Consider the following 14,573-nt stretch of genomic DNA (forward strand, 5'->3'; position numbering starts at 1 on the left):
TGACCGTGAAGGAAATTACTCAACTCGCCGCTGAACTTGGTCGACGCTTGCAGGTGCTCAATGCCCACGTCACAACGGCCGAGTCGTGCACCGGCGGCGGTATCGCCGAGGCGATCACGCGGATTCCCGGGAGTTCGGCCTGGTTCGAGGCGGGCTATGTTACGTATTCCAATCGCCAGAAGACCCGACAGCTGAATGTGTCGGAAGCGCTGTTCCCCAAAGTCGGGGCTGTCAGTCGCGAAGTGGTGGAGGCGATGGTGCGGGGCGCCCAGGAGAAAAGCCTGGCGCGTTTTGCCGTGGCAGTCAGCGGCGTGGCCGGGCCCGATGGCGGTTCGCCGGACAAGCCGGTGGGCACCGTATGGCTGGCATGGGGCGTGGGCGATGAGGTTACCGCCGAGCTCGAACACTTCCCCGGCAACCGCGACGAGGTCCGCCGACAAACGGTAAAGGCCGCGCTAGAGGGCTTGTTGCGACGAGCTGCAGCAGAAATAGAAAATCAGGGGTAGGCGATCACGGATCTTTGTGGAACAATACTGTCTACTTATACAGGTGTTGGCCGCCAGGCCTTATTGATTACGTGAGGACTTTAATGGACGACAACAAGAAGAAAGCCTTGGCTGCGGCCCTGGGTCAGATCGAACGTCAATTCGGCAAGGGTGCCGTAATGCGTATGGGCGATCACGACCGTCAGGCGATCCCGGCTATCTCCACTGGCTCTCTGGGTCTGGACATCGCGCTCGGCATTGGCGGCCTGCCAAAAGGCCGTATCGTTGAGATCTACGGTCCTGAATCTTCCGGTAAAACCACCCTGACCCTGTCGGTGATTGCCCAGGCACAAAAAATGGGCGCCACCTGTGCGTTCGTCGATGCCGAGCACGCCCTGGATCCTGAATACGCCGGCAAGCTGGGCGTCAACGTTGACGACCTGCTGGTTTCGCAACCGGACACCGGTGAGCAAGCGCTGGAAATCACCGACATGCTGGTGCGCTCCAACGCCATCGACGTGATCGTGGTCGACTCCGTGGCAGCCCTGGTACCCAAGGCTGAAATCGAAGGCGAAATGGGCGACATGCACGTGGGCCTTCAAGCCCGCTTGATGTCCCAGGCCCTGCGTAAAATCACCGGTAACATCAAGAACGCCAACTGCTTGGTGATCTTCATCAACCAGATCCGGATGAAGATCGGCGTGATGTTCGGCAGCCCGGAAACCACCACCGGTGGTAACGCGCTGAAGTTCTACGCTTCGGTCCGTCTGGACATCCGTCGTACTGGCGCGGTGAAGGAAGGTGACGAGGTTGTTGGTAGCGAAACCCGCGTTAAAGTCGTGAAGAACAAGGTGGCCCCGCCGTTCCGTCAGGCCGAGTTCCAGATTCTCTACGGCAAGGGTATCTACCTGAACGGCGAGATGATCGACCTGGGCGTGCTGCACGGTTTCGTCGAGAAATCCGGTGCCTGGTATGCCTACAACGGCAGCAAGATCGGCCAGGGCAAGGCCAACTCGGCCAAGTTCCTTGCGGATAACCCGGATGTTGCCGCTACGCTCGAGAAGCAGATCCGCGACAAGTTGCTGACCCCGGCACCTGACGTCAAGGCTGCCGCCAACCGCGAGCCGGTTGAAGAAGTAGAAGAAGTCGACACTGACATCTGAAGCAAACGATGAGCGTTGTCCTGGATACACCCGTCGCCGTAAGGCGCACTGCAATGGACCTGCTCGCACGGCGCGAGCATGGTCGAGTCGAGCTGACGCGTAAGCTGCGTCAGCGTGGCGCAGATCCCGAGATGATCGACGCAGCCCTTGACCGTTTGACGGAAGAAGGGCTGCTGTCGGAGTCCCGTTACCTCGAAAGTTTCGTCTCCTACCGAGCCCGATCCGGCTATGGCCCTGCACGAATTCGTGAAGAGCTGAGCCAGCGTGGCCTGCAGCGTGCTGATATCGAACTCGCGTTGCGTGAGTGCGGCATCAGTTGGCAGGCGCAACTGGAAGAAACCTGGCGGCGCAAGTTTGCCGGTCATCTGCCCATTGATGCGCGTGAGCGGGCTAAGCAAGGTCGCTTCCTGAGTTATCGCGGGTTTTCGATGGAGATGATCAGTCGCCTGTTGAGCGGTCGGGATATGGATGACTGAAGGCTGCGCCTGGTAAATGGTTGCTCTGATCATTGCGGGGCTTGGTGTGGCGAGGGAGCTTGCTCCCGCTGGGCTGCGCAGCGGCCCTAACCTGCGCATCGTTCTACCTGACACAACCCAAAAGGCCCGCTATGAAAATAGCGGGCCTTTTTTCGTTTCAGTGTCACGTCACGCCGTCTCCGTCACCCGCTGCTGCGGTTTTCCCTGAGCCTGGGCCCAGTTTTCCGGCAAGTTGATGTAATCCACCAATTCCCGCAACCGTCCCTGATCACGCCCGTTGAAGTTGAACACCAGCCGCGTCAGATGGCTGAAGCTTGGCTCGTCATGCTCTTCGCCGGTGTACGCGATTTGTTGGAAGTCGCCACTGAGGCGAAGGCTGGCGAACGCCTCCTGCAGGTGGGCCAGTGCGCGGTCACTCAACGGATGATTCATGCGAATCACAAACTGGCGCTTCAGCCAGCGGGTGGAGTGAAAGTTGGCGTAGAACTGGTTGATTTCGTCCACCGCCTCTTCGGCGCTGTACACCAGGCGAACCAGCTTGAGGTCGGTGGGCAGGATGTAGCGATTGGCCTCAAGCTGGCTGCGGATAAAGTCCAGTGCGCCTTGCCAGAAGCTACCGCCCGGTGCATCCAGCAGTACCACCGGTACCAGCGGGCTTTTGCCGGTCTGGATCAGGGTCAGCACCTCCAGCGCTTCATCCAGGGTACCGAAACCGCCCGGGCACAGGATCAAGGCGTCGGCTTCCTTGACGAAGAACAGCTTGCGGGTAAAGAAGAAGTGGAAGGACAGCAGGTTCTCGGTGCCATCGATGGTCGGGTTGGCGTGCTGTTCAAAGGGCAGGGTGATGTTGAACCCCAGGCTGTGCTCCAGGCCGGCACCCTCGTGGGCCGCCGCCATGATGCCGCCGCCACCGCCGGTGATCACCATCAGGTCCGAACGGGCCAGGACCGCGCCCACTTCCCGGGCCAGTGCATACAACGGGCTTTCCACCGGCGTGCGCGCCGAGCCGAACACCGTGACTTTGCGCCGCCCCTTGAACTGTTCGAGCACGCGGAAGGCGTGGTCCAGTTCCCGGATCGCCTGCAAGGTGATCTTGGCATTCCAGCGGCTGCGGTCGTCCTGGGCCATGCGCAACACGGTGAAGATCATGTCGCGATAAAGGGGGATATTTGGGCTGTTGGGCGCAATCAAGTGGAGTTGCGCGTCGACCTGCTGCGTGAGGTCGGTGCCGTTTTCTTCAAATTGACGGATCAGGAGTTCATTCGGTTCGTAAGGCATTCAACTTCTCCTTCTTCACAGAACCCTGGGTGCCGGCGAGAAATTCGTCGGGACCACGACACTGCATGTGTCGTTGCCTCTGATTAACGAGGTGGGCGAAACCGGTTCTGTATATTCCTTATGATTAAAAACCTTTGCATTGCACGCTCAGGAGGGCAACCCTCTTTTGCCCTGAAAATGTTACAGGACGGTGTGAAAACCCGATGTTCCAGGCGTTCAGGATGAATTGATCATGAGCCTATAAAGTCTTGGCTGGCAACCGCTTATTGATCACTTCTGAGGGAGTTTAGACGCTGCCGCGAGCGGGCAATGGCGGAGAGTGCAGAGGGGTATATTGCGCGCCGCTGGTCAGCGGCGCGCGACAGGAGTTATCGCTTACTTTTTCTTCTTCGCGGCAGCCGGTGCCGGGCAATCTGCTTCCTGGAACTTCACCGAGGCTACCGGGCGGTTGGTTTTGTTCTCGGTGATTTCATAGCGCATGATCGCGCCCTTGGCCATCAGCTCGCGGTAACCCTTGTTCAGGCACACACTTTGGCCGAGTTGGAAGTACACAGCCTTGGGGTTGGCGCGCATTTGCTCGGCGCGGTCGGGCAGTACGCTCAGATGGTCAATCAGCTGCAAGCCTTCAACGGTGTAGGCAACTTCCAGGGTCTTTTCGTCAATTTCCCGTGGCAGTTCTTTGTTGGTTTCCTCTGCGACGCTTTGCAGCTTCCTGTTCAGTTGAGCCTCCAGCAACGAGGCCGCTTGGGCACCCAGAGGCAACACCAGCGCGAGGGCGACGGACGGAACTACAAGGCGTGGCATAAGACGCAGCATGAAACTCTCCTGATTCGGTTACTGGTGCATAGACCAGCCACTGCGCTGTGCGTTCAGTGGCGCGGGATTATAGGTGACCGCTTGCCCCTAGGGCCAGCCTATTGCCGGGAAGTGCAGGTGGCCGGGGGCGGCTCTGGTAAACTGCGGTAACTTTTGCCTTCCGAGTTCTATCCGTGTCGATTTCCACTTCCCTGCGGCGCACCCGATGAGCCATGCCGTCTCCCGTTTGCGCACGCAGCGCCTGGCCCGTGCCGTAAAACCGTTTGTAGCGCGAGGCTCGCGGGCCGAACGCTGCCCAGGCTGCCGGGTGATTCCCGAGTACTGCCTGTGCGCCTGGCGGCCCAAGGTCCAGGCCAGATCCGGCATGTGCCTGCTGATGCACGACGTAGAGCCGATGAAACCCAGCAACACCGGCTGGCTGATTGCCGATGTGATCAACGACACGACCGCGTTCCCCTGGTCGCGCACTGAGGTTGAGCCGGAGTTGCTGACCTTGCTGGCCGACCCGCAATGGCAGCCATACATCGTCTTTCCCGGCGAATTCGTGGCCCCGGAGCGGGTGGTCCATCAGGTCAGGCTGGAGGAGGGCAAGCGCCCGCTGTTCATTTTGCTGGACGGCACCTGGAGCGAGGCGCGCAAGATGTTCCGCAAGAGCCCGTACCTGGAGCACTTGCCGGTGCTGAGCCTGGCGCCCGAGCAACTGTCGCGCTACAAGCTGCGTCGCTCCAAGCGTGATGACCACTTCTGCACCGCCGAAGTCGCCGCGCTGTGCCTGGAGCTGGCTGAAGATGCCGCAGCCAGTGAAGTCCTGGATGCCTACCTGGACGTATTCAGCACCCACTACCTGGCCGCCAAGTTTCAACTGGCGCTGGACCCGGCCGATGTCGTCCATACTCGCCTTGCACCTTATCTATAGGTGTCATGGCCAGCCGACCTTTGCATGATGGCCGCGCAAACGCGCAGCCCGCTAAAATAGCCACGGGCGTAGCGCTTGACCACCCAGGCTACGCTGGGCATGCTTGGCGCCGATTGGGGCGCTGTCACAGATTGGATACGTCGCTTTTTGACGTTGAGCGCGCCCTTTGGTGACTGCTGGCCTGGCAGCCACCTTGCGCGTTGGCGAGCACTGAACCCATCAGTGCCGCCCTAAAAAACAGGATCATTTAATAAATGGCCACATACGAAATCCTGATTGCCGATGACCACCCGCTGTTTCGCAGTGCGCTGCACCAGGCGGTCACGTTGGGCCTGGGGCCGGATGTACGCCTCGTCGAAGTCGCCAGCATTGCCGAGCTGGAAACCCGCCTTACCGAAAAGTCCGACTGGGACCTGGTCCTGCTGGACCTGAACATGCCGGGTGCCTACGGTTTTTCCGGGCTGGTGCTGCTGCGTGGGCAATACCCGCAGATACCGGTGGTGATGGTATCGGCCCAGGAAGAGGCGTCGGTGGTGGTGCGCTCCAAGGAGTTCGGTGCCAGTGGTTTCATTCCCAAGTCCAGCTCCATGGAAGACATCCAGAAAGCCGTGCGCACGGTGCTGGATGGCGATGTCTCCTGGCCGCCGCAGGCCTTTGAAGAGATCAACGTCTCCGACGAAGCCAAGGCCGCGCGTGATGGCCTGGCCAGCCTCACGCCCCAGCAGTTCCGCGTATTGACCATGGTCTGTGAAGGCCTGCTGAACAAGCAGATTGCCTACGAGTTGAGCGTGTCGGAAGCGACCATCAAGGCTCACGTCACGGCGATCTTCCGCAAGCTCGGCGTACGTACGCGAACCCAGGCGGCGCTGCTCTTGCAACAACTTGAGTCAATTTCGCAGCATTAAGACGCTGTTCATTCACGTTTTTTTGACTTTGCTTGCTCTAGTTTCCCCACACCTTTTTGCTCAGTTGCCTACTCTATGTCGCCTTTCAAGGGTCAAACCGGTATCAAACGTATTTTCAACGCAGGCGGATATTCCCTGGATGGCCTGCGTGCGGCTTTCACCGGCGAGGCGGCGTTTCGTCAGCTGGTGTTGCTCAATGTCATCCTGATCCCGCTGAGTTTCTTCCTTAACGTCAGCCGGGTAGAGCGGGCGCTACTGATCGCCGTGTGCCTGCTGGCATTGATCGTCGAGTTGCTCAACTCCGCCGTCGAAGCGGCGATCGACCGGATTTCCCTGGACCTGCACCCCTTGTCGAAAAATGCCAAGGACATGGGCAGCGCCGCGCAGTTCGTAGCGCTGACCATGATTACCCTGGTGTGGGCCGTGATCCTGATCTAGGCAATGGTCGGCAGTACAATCTCGTCGCTGCGCTGCACCCCGGCGGTGAACGACCGGCACAGCTCGAGGAATTCGCGCATGGCCGAGGTCTGGTACTTTTGCTTGTGCCAGATGAAATAGAACTGCCGGGCCAGGTCCAGGTCCGGGGTTTCCACCGGTACCAGGCTGCCACGCCGGAAGGCGTCGCGCAGCGCCAGCCGGGAAATGCAGCCAATCCCCAAGCCTGATTCCACCGCGCGTTTGATTGCCTCGGTGTGTTCCAGCTCCAGGCGGATATTCAGCGCGCTGCGGTGATGCCGCATGGCCTGGTCAAAGGTCAGGCGTGTTCCAGAGCCTTGTTCCCGCAGGATCCAGGCTTCATGGGTCAGCTCTTCCATGGTCGCCTGGCCGCGCTTGGCCAAGTGATGCTGGGGTGCGCAGAACACCACCAGTTCATCTTCCACCCAGGTTTGCACCTCGATGTCCGGGTGGCTGCAGTCGCCTTCGATTAGACCCAGATCAATTTCGTAGTGCGCCACCTGATGCACGATATGCGCAGTGTTCTGCACATGCAGCTTCACCTGGCTCTCGGGATGCTGCTGCATGAAGCTGCCGATCAGCAGCGTGGCCAGGTAGTTGCCGATGGTCAGCGTGGCGCCGACCGCCAGGGAGCCGAAGCCCGACTTGCCGTTGAGCAGGTCCTCAATCTCCTTGGCCTGGTCCAGCAGTGCCACCGCCTGGGGCAATAGCTGGTGACCGAGGGCGTTGAGGCTCAGGCGTTTGCCCGCGCGGTCGAACAATTGGCAGCTGGATTGCCGCTCCAGCTCGGTAATCGACGTGCTGGCGGCGGATTGAGATAAGGCCAGAAGGCCAGCAGCGCGCGAGACGCTTTCCTGCTGGGCGACGGCGACGAAGACTTGCAGTTGACGTAGAGTAAATCGCATATCGATATAACCGATAACCCTTATCTTAATAATCCAGTTAACAGATATTGTCGCCGCCATTAGAATGCTGTGCAATTGCGCATCCATCATTTGGCGCAGACCCATTTCCAGGAGTCCCCCGTACATGAGCAACATGAACCACGAGCGTGTCCTCAGTGTTCATCACTGGAACGACACTCTGTTCAGCTTCAAGTGCACCCGCGATCCGGGTCTGCGCTTCGAGAACGGTCAGTTCGTGATGATCGGCCTGCAACAGCCCAACGGCCGCCCGCTCATGCGCGCTTACTCGATTGCCAGCCCGAACTGGGAAGAGCATCTGGAGTTCTTCAGCATCAAGGTGCCTGATGGCCCGCTGACTTCCCAATTGCAGCACTTGAAGGAAGGCGACGAGATCATCATCAGCAAAAAACCGACGGGCACCCTGGTGCTTGACGATTTGAAGCCGGGCAAGCACTTGTACCTGCTCAGCACCGGCACTGGCCTGGCGCCGTTCATGAGCGTGATCCAGGACCCGGAAACCTACGAGCGTTTCGAAAAAGTGATCCTGTGCCACGGCGTGCGTTACGTCAACGAAGTCGCCTACCGCGAATTCATCACCGAGCACCTGCCGCAGAACGAGTTCTTCGGCGAGGCCCTGCGTGACAAGTTGATCTACTACCCGACCGTGACCCGTGAGCCGTTCGAAAACGAGGGCCGCCTGACCGACCTGATGCGCAGCGGCAAGCTGTTCAGTGACATCGGCCTGCCGCCGATCAATCCTGAAGACGACCGCGCCATGCTGTGCGGCAGCCCAAGCATGCTGGATGAAACCAGCGAAGTGCTCAACAGCTTCGGTTTGAAGGTTTCCCCGCGTATGCGTGAGCCGGGCGACTACCTGATCGAGCGTGCGTTCGTCGAGAAATAAGCGCGACGAAAAAAAATGTGGGAGCGGGCTTGCTCGCGAAAGCGGTGTAACAGTCACCAGATGTATTGACTGATCCACCGCTTTCGCGAGCAAGCCCGCTCCCACATTTGTTTCCGGTTTACCCGGCCGACACGACTTCCAGCACACAAATCATCCCGGCTTCGGGATAGTGCCAGCGCACATCAACATCCCAGAACTGCGCCCCGTATTCCCGCTCCGGCCCCGGCGTCTGGTACGCCGGCCGTGGATCCTGCGCCAGGCACTGCTCGATCAACGCCACCAATGGCTCGCCAAGGCGCTGAGCGTGGCCTTCTGCCTGTTGCAGCGCAGTCTTCAGCCACTGCACGGGAATCAGCTGTGGCGCAGCGCTGGCGATGCTGTTGGTCGCAGTGTCAACTATGTCTGCGTACGGCACGTACGGCTTGATGTCGAGAATCGGTGTGCCATCCAGCAGGTCGATCCCGGATATCCACAGGCGTCCATCTTCCACCTTGTCCAGCTTGACCACTGACTGGCCGATGCCGTTGGGCCGGTGCGTCGCGCGGGTGGCGAACACGCCCATGGACGTGTTGCCACCCAGACGAGGCGGGCGCACTTTCAGGCGGGGCTTGTCTTCCAGCGCCTGGTGGAACAGGAACAGCAGCCACACATGGCTGACCTGTTCCAAACCCTGCACCGCCTCACCCTGGTCGAATGGCGCCACCAACTCCAGCACGCCCCGGGCGGCAGGCGCCAGTTGTGGCTGGCGCGGGATGGCGAACTTCTCCTTGAAGCAGGAGCGGACAAAGCCGATGGGCGAGACGCTGTAGTTCACGGGTTTAGGCGCGAACGCGCAGGGTCAGGCCCTTGAGGAAGTTGCGCAACAGCTGGTCACCACAGGTGCGGTAGTTGGTGTGGCCGAACTTGCGGAACAGCGCGCTCAGCTCAGGCTTGGACACCGGAAACTCCGAAGCCTTGAGGATCGCGTGCATGTCGTCTTCTTTCAATTCGAAGGCCACGCGCAGTTTCTTCAGGACGATGTTGTTGGTCACCGGCAGTTCGATCGGCTGCGGTGGACGGCTCTCGTCCTTGCCGCGCTTGAAGATCACCAGGCCATCGAGGAAATGCGCCATGACTTCGTCCGGGCAGAACACGAAGCCTTCTTCCTCGTCTTTCTTGAGGTAGGTCAGCAGGTCGTCCTTGGTGACTTCCATGCCGCCGAGCTTGATGATCTCGACCATCTTGTTGTCGCTGATGTCGAGCATGTAGCGCACGCTGCGCAGTACGTCGTTGTGAATCATGGTGGGCAATCCTGGTCATTCAACTGTGGACACCGCCCAGGCAGGCGGTATCGAGAGATTCGGCGGCGAAAAAAGTCTTAGAACTTTTCTTTGCCGGACAGATAGCGCCATTGGCCTACCGGCACTTTGCCGATGGAGACTCCGCCAATGCGGATGCGTCGAATGGCGACGACTTTCAGGCCGACGGCTTCGCAGAACAAGGCAATCACACCCGGTTGCGGGTTTTTCAGCGCAAAGCGCAGGCGGTTCTCGTTCTGCCAGCTGGCTTTCACCGCCGGCAATTCCTTACCTTTGTAGGTCAGGCCATGGTTGAGGCGGTTCAGGCCGTGGGCGACCATGTCGCCGGACACCTCCACCACGTATTCCTGTTCGATCTTGTTCGCGTCAGCGGTCAGCTTGCGCAAAATCTTCCAGTCCTGGGTGAACACCAGCAGGCCGCTGGCCTTGGCTTGCAGGTCACTGCTGGCGGTCAGGCGCAGGAAGTGGCCCTTGAGCGGGCGCTTGCTGAAGCGGTGTTCTTCCGACAGGGTCTCGGCGTTGATCGACGCCATGGCTGTCTCGGCATCCACGCCGGCGGGGGCGTGGAACAGGATGGTCACCGGCTCCGGCGCTGTGGCCTTGGCTTCAGGGTCAAGCTCGACCTTCTGGGTGGTGACCTTGAACTGCGGCTCGTCGATCACTTCGCCGTCCACCGTGACCCAGCCGCCTTCGATGAACAGCTCAGCCTCCCGACGGGAGCAACCGACCAGTTCGATGAGGCGTTTGGAGAGGCGTAGGGGTTCAGTCATGACAAGGGCCGAAACAAAAGGGGGCGGCTATTGTACCTGTGTGGCGCCGGTTAATCCCGGCTCCATTTCATTTAGCCGCGACGCGCCTGTGGCTGGGCCTGGCGCAAACGCATGTGCAGCAACGGATAAGGCTGGCCCATGCCGTCATGGTCCGTGCGTCCGATCACCTCAAAGCCTTGCTTGAAGTAAAAGCCCAGGGCCTGCGGGTTCTGTTCGTTGACGTCCAGTTGATCGGCATTCATCGACTCGATGGCATAGCGCAGCAATTGCCGGCCCAGGCCCTGGCCACGGTGCTCGGGGTCGATAAACAGCATCTCGACCTTGCCCGCGGCCACCCCGGCAAACCCGGTGATGCGCTGGCGCGAGTCCTTGGTGCAGATCAGCATCACCGCGTCGAGGTAGCGGGTCAGCACCAGGTTTTTCAGCAGCTCGATGTAACTGTCCGGCAGGAAGTCATGGGTGGCCCGCACCGAAGCCTCCCAGATGCGGGTCAGTTCCTGATAGTCGCTGGATTTGGGTGTATGGATAACCGAATGCTGACGCATGCCCGCTGCCCCTTGCCGATGATTGGCGCCGATGGGCAAAACGATAGACCTAAAAAAGCCCCGCATCTTGTCCAGAGGCAGGGCTTTTTCAATTCTTTACACCTTATGCGCGTTTTTCAGCCCACAGGTCGTACTCGTCGGCGTCGGTCACGGTGCACCAGACCTTGTCGCCCGGCTTCAGGCCGCTGGCATCGTCGATGAACACGTTACCGTCGATTTCCGGTGCATCGAAGAAGCAGCGGCCTACAGCGCCTTGCTCGTCGACTTCGTCGATCAGTACTTCGATCTCACGGCCGATGCGCAGTTGCAGGCGCGCCGAGCTGATGGCCTGCTGGTGCGCCATGAAGCGCTCCCAACGGTCCTGCTTGACGTCGTCCGGCACGATGGCAGCGTCCAGCAGGTTGGCCGGAGCACCTTCCACCGGCGAGTACTGGAAGCAGCCGACGCGGTCCAACTGGGCCTCGGTCAGCCAGTCCAGCAGGTACTGGAAGTCTTCTTCGGTTTCGCCGGGGAAGCCGACGATGAAGGTGGAGCGGATGATCAGGTCCGGGCAGATCTCGCGCCAGTTCTTGATGCGCGCCAGGGTCTTGTCTTCGAAGGCCGGGCGTTTCATGGCCTTGAGGATTTTCGGGCTGGCGTGCTGGAACGGGATGTCCAGGTACGGCAGGATCTTGCCGGCGGCCATCAGCGGGATCAACTCGTCAACGTGCGGGTACGGGTAAACGTAGTGCAGGCGCACCCATACGCCGAGGCTGCTCAGGGCTTCGCAGAGTTCGGTCATGCGGGTTTTCACCGGCGCGCCGTTCCAGAAGCCGGTGCGGTATTTGACGTCGACGCCGTAGGCGCTGGTGTCCTGGGAGATCACCAGCAGCTCTTTCACGCCGGATTTGACCAGGCGCTGGGCCTCGTCCAGCACGTCGCCCACCGGGCGGCTCACCAGTTTGCCGCGCATCGACGGGATGATGCAGAAGCTGCAGCTGTGGTTGCAGCCTTCGGAAATCTTCAGGTAGGCGTAGTGGCGCGGCGTCAGCTTGATGCCCTGCGGCGGCACCAGGTCGATCAGCGGGTTGTGGTCCTGGCGCGGCGGCACTACGTCGTGCACGGCGTTGACCACTTGCTCGTACTGCTGCGGGCCGGTCACGGCCAGCACGCTTGGGTGCACGTTGCGGATGGCGCCTTCTTCCACGCCCATGCAGCCGGTGACGATCACCTTGCCGTTTTCCTTGATGGCTTCGCCGATCACTTCCAGGGACTCGGCCTTGGCCGAGTCGATGAAGCCGCAAGTGTTGACCACCACCACGTCCGCGTCCTGGTAGGTGGACACGACGTCATAGCCTTCCATGCGCAGTTGCGTAAGGATGCGTTCGGAGTCGACCAGAGCCTTTGGGCAACCCAGGGATACAAAGCCGACCTTGGGGTTGGCTTTTGCGATGGTGGTGGACATGTCTAACCTCGGTATTGAATGACGCCGCCCGTCGTGCACGAAAGGTGGCGGATGGGCACTTGGTGTGCCTCTGATCAAAAAGTGCGCAATTCTAGCGACGGGAATCGCTCTTGACCAGCTTTATGCAGGGAAATACGACGAGTGCTGCGCTATGCTTCGCGCCGTTGCACCTGAGTGAATTTCCTCGGTCAATAAATCGTCTGTAACGAGAAGTAAAACAGCGCATGCTGTGGACAGCATAGGCGCCCGCAGCAGGCGCGCTGTTTATAAAAGACCGCAGGTCAAAGGGCAGGAGTGGTTGATGGGTCAGGCAAGTAGTCAGGCAGCAGGTGCCGAGCAGTCCAACGCAAAGCCGATCGGCATGCTGGTGGCGGCAGTGGGGGTGGTTTACGGCGATATCGGCACCAGCCCGCTCTACACCCTTAAAGAGGTGTTTGCTGGCGGTTATGGGGTTCAGGTCAATCACGACGGGGTCTTCGGGATCCTGGCGCTGATTTTCTGGTCGCTGGTCTGGGTCGTTTCGATCAAGTACGTGCTGTTTATCCTGCGCGCGGATAACCAGGGCGAGGGCGGCATCATGGCCCTGACGGCTTTGGCCCGGCGGGCGGCGGCACCTTACCCCAAGTTGCGTTCGGTGCTGGTGATTCTCGGCCTGATCGGTGCGGCGCTGTTTTACGGCGACAGCATGATCACCCCGGCGATCTCGGTATTGTCGGCGGTCGAAGGCCTGGAACTGGCGTTTGATGGCCTTGAGCGCTGGGTGGTGCCGCTTTCGCTGGTGGTGCTGGTGGGGCTGTTCCTGATCCAGAAACATGGCACGGACCGCATCGGCAAGCTGTTCGGCCCGGTGATGGTGCTGTGGTTCCTGGTGTTGGCCGGCCTGGGCATCCATGGAATCATCCAGCACCCTGAGGTGCTCAACGCCCTCAACCCTGTGTGGGGCGTGCGCTTCTTCATCGTTCACCCTGGCATGGGCGTGGCGATTCTCGGTGCGGTGGTACTGGCATTGACCGGCGCCGAGGCGCTGTACGCTGACATGGGCCACTTCGGACGCAAGCCGATTGCCCGTGCCTGGTTCGCCCTGGTGCTGCCGGCGTTGGTGCTCAACTACTTTGGCCAGGGCGCGCTGCTGCTGGAAAATCCAGAGGCAGCCCGCAACCCGTTCTACCTGCTGGCACCGGAGTGGGCTCTGGTCCCGCTGGTGGCGTTGTCCACTTTGGCCACCGTGATTGCTTCCCAAGCGGTGATCTCCGGGGCGTTCTCCCTGACCCGTCAGGCGATCCAGCTCGGTTACATCCCGCGCATGCATATCCAGCACACTTCCAGCGCCGAGCAAGGCCAGATCTACATCGGCGCGGTGAACTGGTCACTGATGGTGGGCGTGATCCTGCTGGTGCTGGGCTTCGAGTCCTCCAACGCCCTGGCTTCGGCCTACGGTGTGGCGGTGACGGGCACCATGTTGATCACCAGCATTCTGGTGTCGGCGGTGATGCTGTTGCTGTGGAAATGGCCGCCGGTACTGGCTATCCCGGTGTTGATCGGTTTCCTCTTGGTGGATGGGCTGTTCTTTGCCGCCAACGTGCCGAAGATCGTGCAGGGTGGTGCGTTTCCGGTATTGGCGGGGATTGTGTTATTTATCCTCATGACCACCTGGAAGCGCGGCAAGGAGCTGCTGGTGGACCGGCTGGACGAAGGTGGGCTGCCGCTGCCGATCTTTATCAGCAGTATCCGTGTGCAGCCGCCGCATCGCGTGCAAGGCACGGCGGTGTTCCTGACCGCACGCCCGGATGCCGTGCCCCACGCCTTGCTGCATAACTTGCTGCATAACCAGGTGCTGCATGAGCAGGTGGTGCTGTTGACGGTGGTCTACGAAGACATCCCGCGTGTACCGGCCCAGCGTCGTTTCGAGGTCGATTCCTATGGCGAGGGCTTCTTCCGGGTGATCCTGCACTTTGGTTTCGTCGATGAACCGGACGTGCCCGAAGCGCTGAAGCTGTGCCATCTGGATGACCTGGATTTCAGCCCGATGCGCACCACCTACTTCCTCAGCCGCGAAACCGTGATCGCGTCCCGCATCAAGGGCATGGCGCGTTGGCGCGAAGGGTTGTTCGCGTTCATGCTGAAGAACGCCAACGGCAACCTGCGCTTCTTCAAGTTGCCGGTTAACCGGGTGATCGAACTCGGCACTCAAGTAGAAATGTAAGCCCAACAA

General features: G+C 60.2%; 16 protein-coding genes. 8 read left to right on the forward strand and 8 right to left on the reverse strand.

Features of this window, described 5'->3' with window-relative positions; genetic code table 11:
* The first annotated feature begins 5 nt into the window (after positions 1-5).
* From HX801_RS22035 to recX, 3 genes are all read left to right on the forward strand, one after another.
* Positions 6-506: a CinA family protein gene (locus HX801_RS22035; protein ID WP_177022729.1), complete on the forward strand. Its 501-nt coding sequence runs from the start codon at positions 6-8 to the stop codon at positions 504-506.
* Positions 507-589: 83 nt separating this feature from the next.
* Entirely contained in the window at positions 590-1,648 is a 1,059-nt protein-coding gene (gene recA / locus HX801_RS22040) for a recombinase RecA (RefSeq protein WP_003208645.1), read from the forward strand.
* An 8-nt stretch (positions 1,649-1,656) separates the two neighbouring features.
* Positions 1,657-2,124: a recombination regulator RecX gene (gene recX / locus HX801_RS22045; protein WP_003208644.1), complete on the forward strand. Its 468-nt coding sequence runs from the start codon at positions 1,657-1,659 to the stop codon at positions 2,122-2,124.
* A gap of 168 nt (positions 2,125-2,292) precedes the next feature.
* Here the strand turns inward: recX and HX801_RS22050 are convergent, their stop codons facing one another.
* Both HX801_RS22050 and HX801_RS22055 read right to left on the reverse strand, forming a co-directional pair.
* Complete coding sequence (locus HX801_RS22050) at positions 2,293-3,402, reverse strand: TIGR00730 family Rossman fold protein (protein ID WP_177009844.1); 1,110 nt, start codon at positions 3,400-3,402, stop codon at positions 2,293-2,295.
* A 375-nt stretch (positions 3,403-3,777) separates the two neighbouring features.
* A complete protein-coding gene (locus HX801_RS22055) occupies positions 3,778-4,218 on the reverse strand; it encodes a PA3611 family quorum-sensing-regulated virulence factor (protein WP_003208640.1) in 441 nt (146 codons plus the stop codon).
* Between the two features lie 205 nt (positions 4,219-4,423).
* Between HX801_RS22055 and HX801_RS22060 the strand changes: the two genes are divergently transcribed.
* The 3 genes from HX801_RS22060 to HX801_RS22070 all read left to right on the forward strand — a co-directional run bounded on the left by HX801_RS22060 (position 4,424) and on the right by HX801_RS22070 (position 6,477).
* Positions 4,424-5,134 carry a tRNA-uridine aminocarboxypropyltransferase gene (locus HX801_RS22060; protein ID WP_003208638.1) on the forward strand — a complete coding sequence of 237 codons (711 nt, stop codon included), beginning with the start codon at positions 4,424-4,426 and terminating at the stop codon, positions 5,132-5,134.
* Between the two features lie 254 nt (positions 5,135-5,388).
* Positions 5,389-6,039, forward strand: coding sequence for a response regulator transcription factor ErdR (gene erdR, locus HX801_RS22065; RefSeq protein WP_003208636.1), 651 nt, complete (start codon positions 5,389-5,391; stop codon positions 6,037-6,039).
* A 75-nt stretch (positions 6,040-6,114) separates the two neighbouring features.
* Entirely contained in the window at positions 6,115-6,477 is a 363-nt protein-coding gene (locus tag HX801_RS22070) for a diacylglycerol kinase (RefSeq protein WP_003208635.1), read from the forward strand.
* Here the strand turns inward: HX801_RS22070 and HX801_RS22075 are convergent.
* Positions 6,474-7,400 carry a LysR family transcriptional regulator gene (locus tag HX801_RS22075; RefSeq protein ID WP_003208633.1) on the reverse strand — a complete coding sequence of 309 codons (927 nt, stop codon included), beginning with the start codon at positions 7,398-7,400 and terminating at the stop codon, positions 6,474-6,476. The two genes, HX801_RS22070 and HX801_RS22075, sit on opposite strands and share 4 nt — an antisense overlap.
* A 124-nt stretch (positions 7,401-7,524) precedes the next feature.
* Here HX801_RS22075 and fpr point away from each other — a divergent pair, with 124 nt between their 5' ends.
* Positions 7,525-8,304 carry a ferredoxin-NADP reductase gene (fpr, locus tag HX801_RS22080; protein ID WP_003189055.1) on the forward strand — a complete coding sequence of 260 codons (780 nt, stop codon included), beginning with the start codon at positions 7,525-7,527 and terminating at the stop codon, positions 8,302-8,304.
* Between the two features lie 118 nt (positions 8,305-8,422).
* On the opposite strand, the gene tsaA is transcribed toward fpr, so the two are convergent.
* The 5 genes from tsaA to rimO form a co-directional block, all read right to left on the reverse strand.
* On the reverse strand, positions 8,423-9,118 hold the full coding sequence (tsaA, locus tag HX801_RS22085; protein ID WP_003208631.1) for a tRNA (N6-threonylcarbamoyladenosine(37)-N6)-methyltransferase TrmO: 696 nt from the start codon (positions 9,116-9,118) through the stop codon (positions 8,423-8,425).
* A 4-nt stretch (positions 9,119-9,122) separates the two neighbouring features.
* On the reverse strand, positions 9,123-9,584 hold the full coding sequence (locus HX801_RS22090; RefSeq protein ID WP_003208629.1) for a DUF1456 family protein: 462 nt from the start codon (positions 9,582-9,584) through the stop codon (positions 9,123-9,125).
* 77 nt (positions 9,585-9,661) lie between these two features.
* A complete protein-coding gene (locus HX801_RS22095; protein WP_003208627.1) occupies positions 9,662-10,372 on the reverse strand; it encodes an rRNA pseudouridine synthase in 711 nt (236 codons plus the stop codon).
* Positions 10,373-10,443: 71 nt separating this feature from the next.
* Complete coding sequence (locus HX801_RS22100; protein ID WP_003208626.1) at positions 10,444-10,917, reverse strand: GNAT family N-acetyltransferase; 474 nt, start codon at positions 10,915-10,917, stop codon at positions 10,444-10,446.
* 103 nt (positions 10,918-11,020) lie between these two features.
* Positions 11,021-12,361 (reverse strand): 30S ribosomal protein S12 methylthiotransferase RimO, encoded by a 1,341-nt coding sequence (gene rimO / locus HX801_RS22105; RefSeq protein ID WP_003208624.1) that lies wholly within the window; start codon positions 12,359-12,361, stop codon positions 11,021-11,023.
* A 301-nt stretch (positions 12,362-12,662) separates the two neighbouring features.
* Here rimO and HX801_RS22110 point away from each other — a divergent pair, with 301 nt between their 5' ends.
* Positions 12,663-14,564, forward strand: coding sequence for a potassium transporter Kup (locus HX801_RS22110; RefSeq protein ID WP_003208622.1), 1,902 nt, complete (start codon positions 12,663-12,665; stop codon positions 14,562-14,564).
* Positions 14,565-14,573: the final 9 nt, after the last annotated feature.

The sequence above is a fragment of the Pseudomonas sp. G1002 genome (assembly GCF_013385455.1).
Lineage (GTDB): Bacteria > Pseudomonadota > Gammaproteobacteria > Pseudomonadales > Pseudomonadaceae > Aquipseudomonas.

What these genes read in the sequence shown, in the direction of transcription:
- HX801_RS22055 (WP_003208640.1), bottom strand. Translation starts at nt 4,218, where the DNA reads ATGCTGCGTCTTATGCCACGCCTTGTAGTTCCGTCCGTCGCCCTCGCG.
- HX801_RS22075 (WP_003208633.1), bottom strand. Translation starts at nt 7,400, where the DNA reads ATGCGATTTACTCTACGTCAACTGCAAGTCTTCGTCGCCGTCGCCCAG.
- recX (WP_003208644.1), top strand. Translation starts at nt 1,657, where the DNA reads ATGAGCGTTGTCCTGGATACACCCGTCGCCGTAAGGCGCACTGCAATG.
- HX801_RS22070 (WP_003208635.1), top strand. Translation starts at nt 6,115, where the DNA reads ATGTCGCCTTTCAAGGGTCAAACCGGTATCAAACGTATTTTCAACGCA.
- HX801_RS22050 (WP_177009844.1), bottom strand. Translation starts at nt 3,402, where the DNA reads ATGCCTTACGAACCGAATGAACTCCTGATCCGTCAATTTGAAGAAAAC.
- HX801_RS22060 (WP_003208638.1), top strand. Translation starts at nt 4,424, where the DNA reads ATGAGCCATGCCGTCTCCCGTTTGCGCACGCAGCGCCTGGCCCGTGCC.
- erdR (WP_003208636.1), top strand. Translation starts at nt 5,389, where the DNA reads ATGGCCACATACGAAATCCTGATTGCCGATGACCACCCGCTGTTTCGC.
- fpr (WP_003189055.1), top strand. Translation starts at nt 7,525, where the DNA reads ATGAGCAACATGAACCACGAGCGTGTCCTCAGTGTTCATCACTGGAAC.
- rimO (WP_003208624.1), bottom strand. Translation starts at nt 12,361, where the DNA reads ATGTCCACCACCATCGCAAAAGCCAACCCCAAGGTCGGCTTTGTATCC.
- HX801_RS22090 (WP_003208629.1), bottom strand. Translation starts at nt 9,584, where the DNA reads ATGATTCACAACGACGTACTGCGCAGCGTGCGCTACATGCTCGACATC.
- HX801_RS22095 (WP_003208627.1), bottom strand. Translation starts at nt 10,372, where the DNA reads ATGACTGAACCCCTACGCCTCTCCAAACGCCTCATCGAACTGGTCGGT.
- HX801_RS22100 (WP_003208626.1), bottom strand. Translation starts at nt 10,917, where the DNA reads ATGCGTCAGCATTCGGTTATCCATACACCCAAATCCAGCGACTATCAG.
- recA (WP_003208645.1), top strand. Translation starts at nt 590, where the DNA reads ATGGACGACAACAAGAAGAAAGCCTTGGCTGCGGCCCTGGGTCAGATC.
- HX801_RS22110 (WP_003208622.1), top strand. Translation starts at nt 12,663, where the DNA reads ATGGGTCAGGCAAGTAGTCAGGCAGCAGGTGCCGAGCAGTCCAACGCA.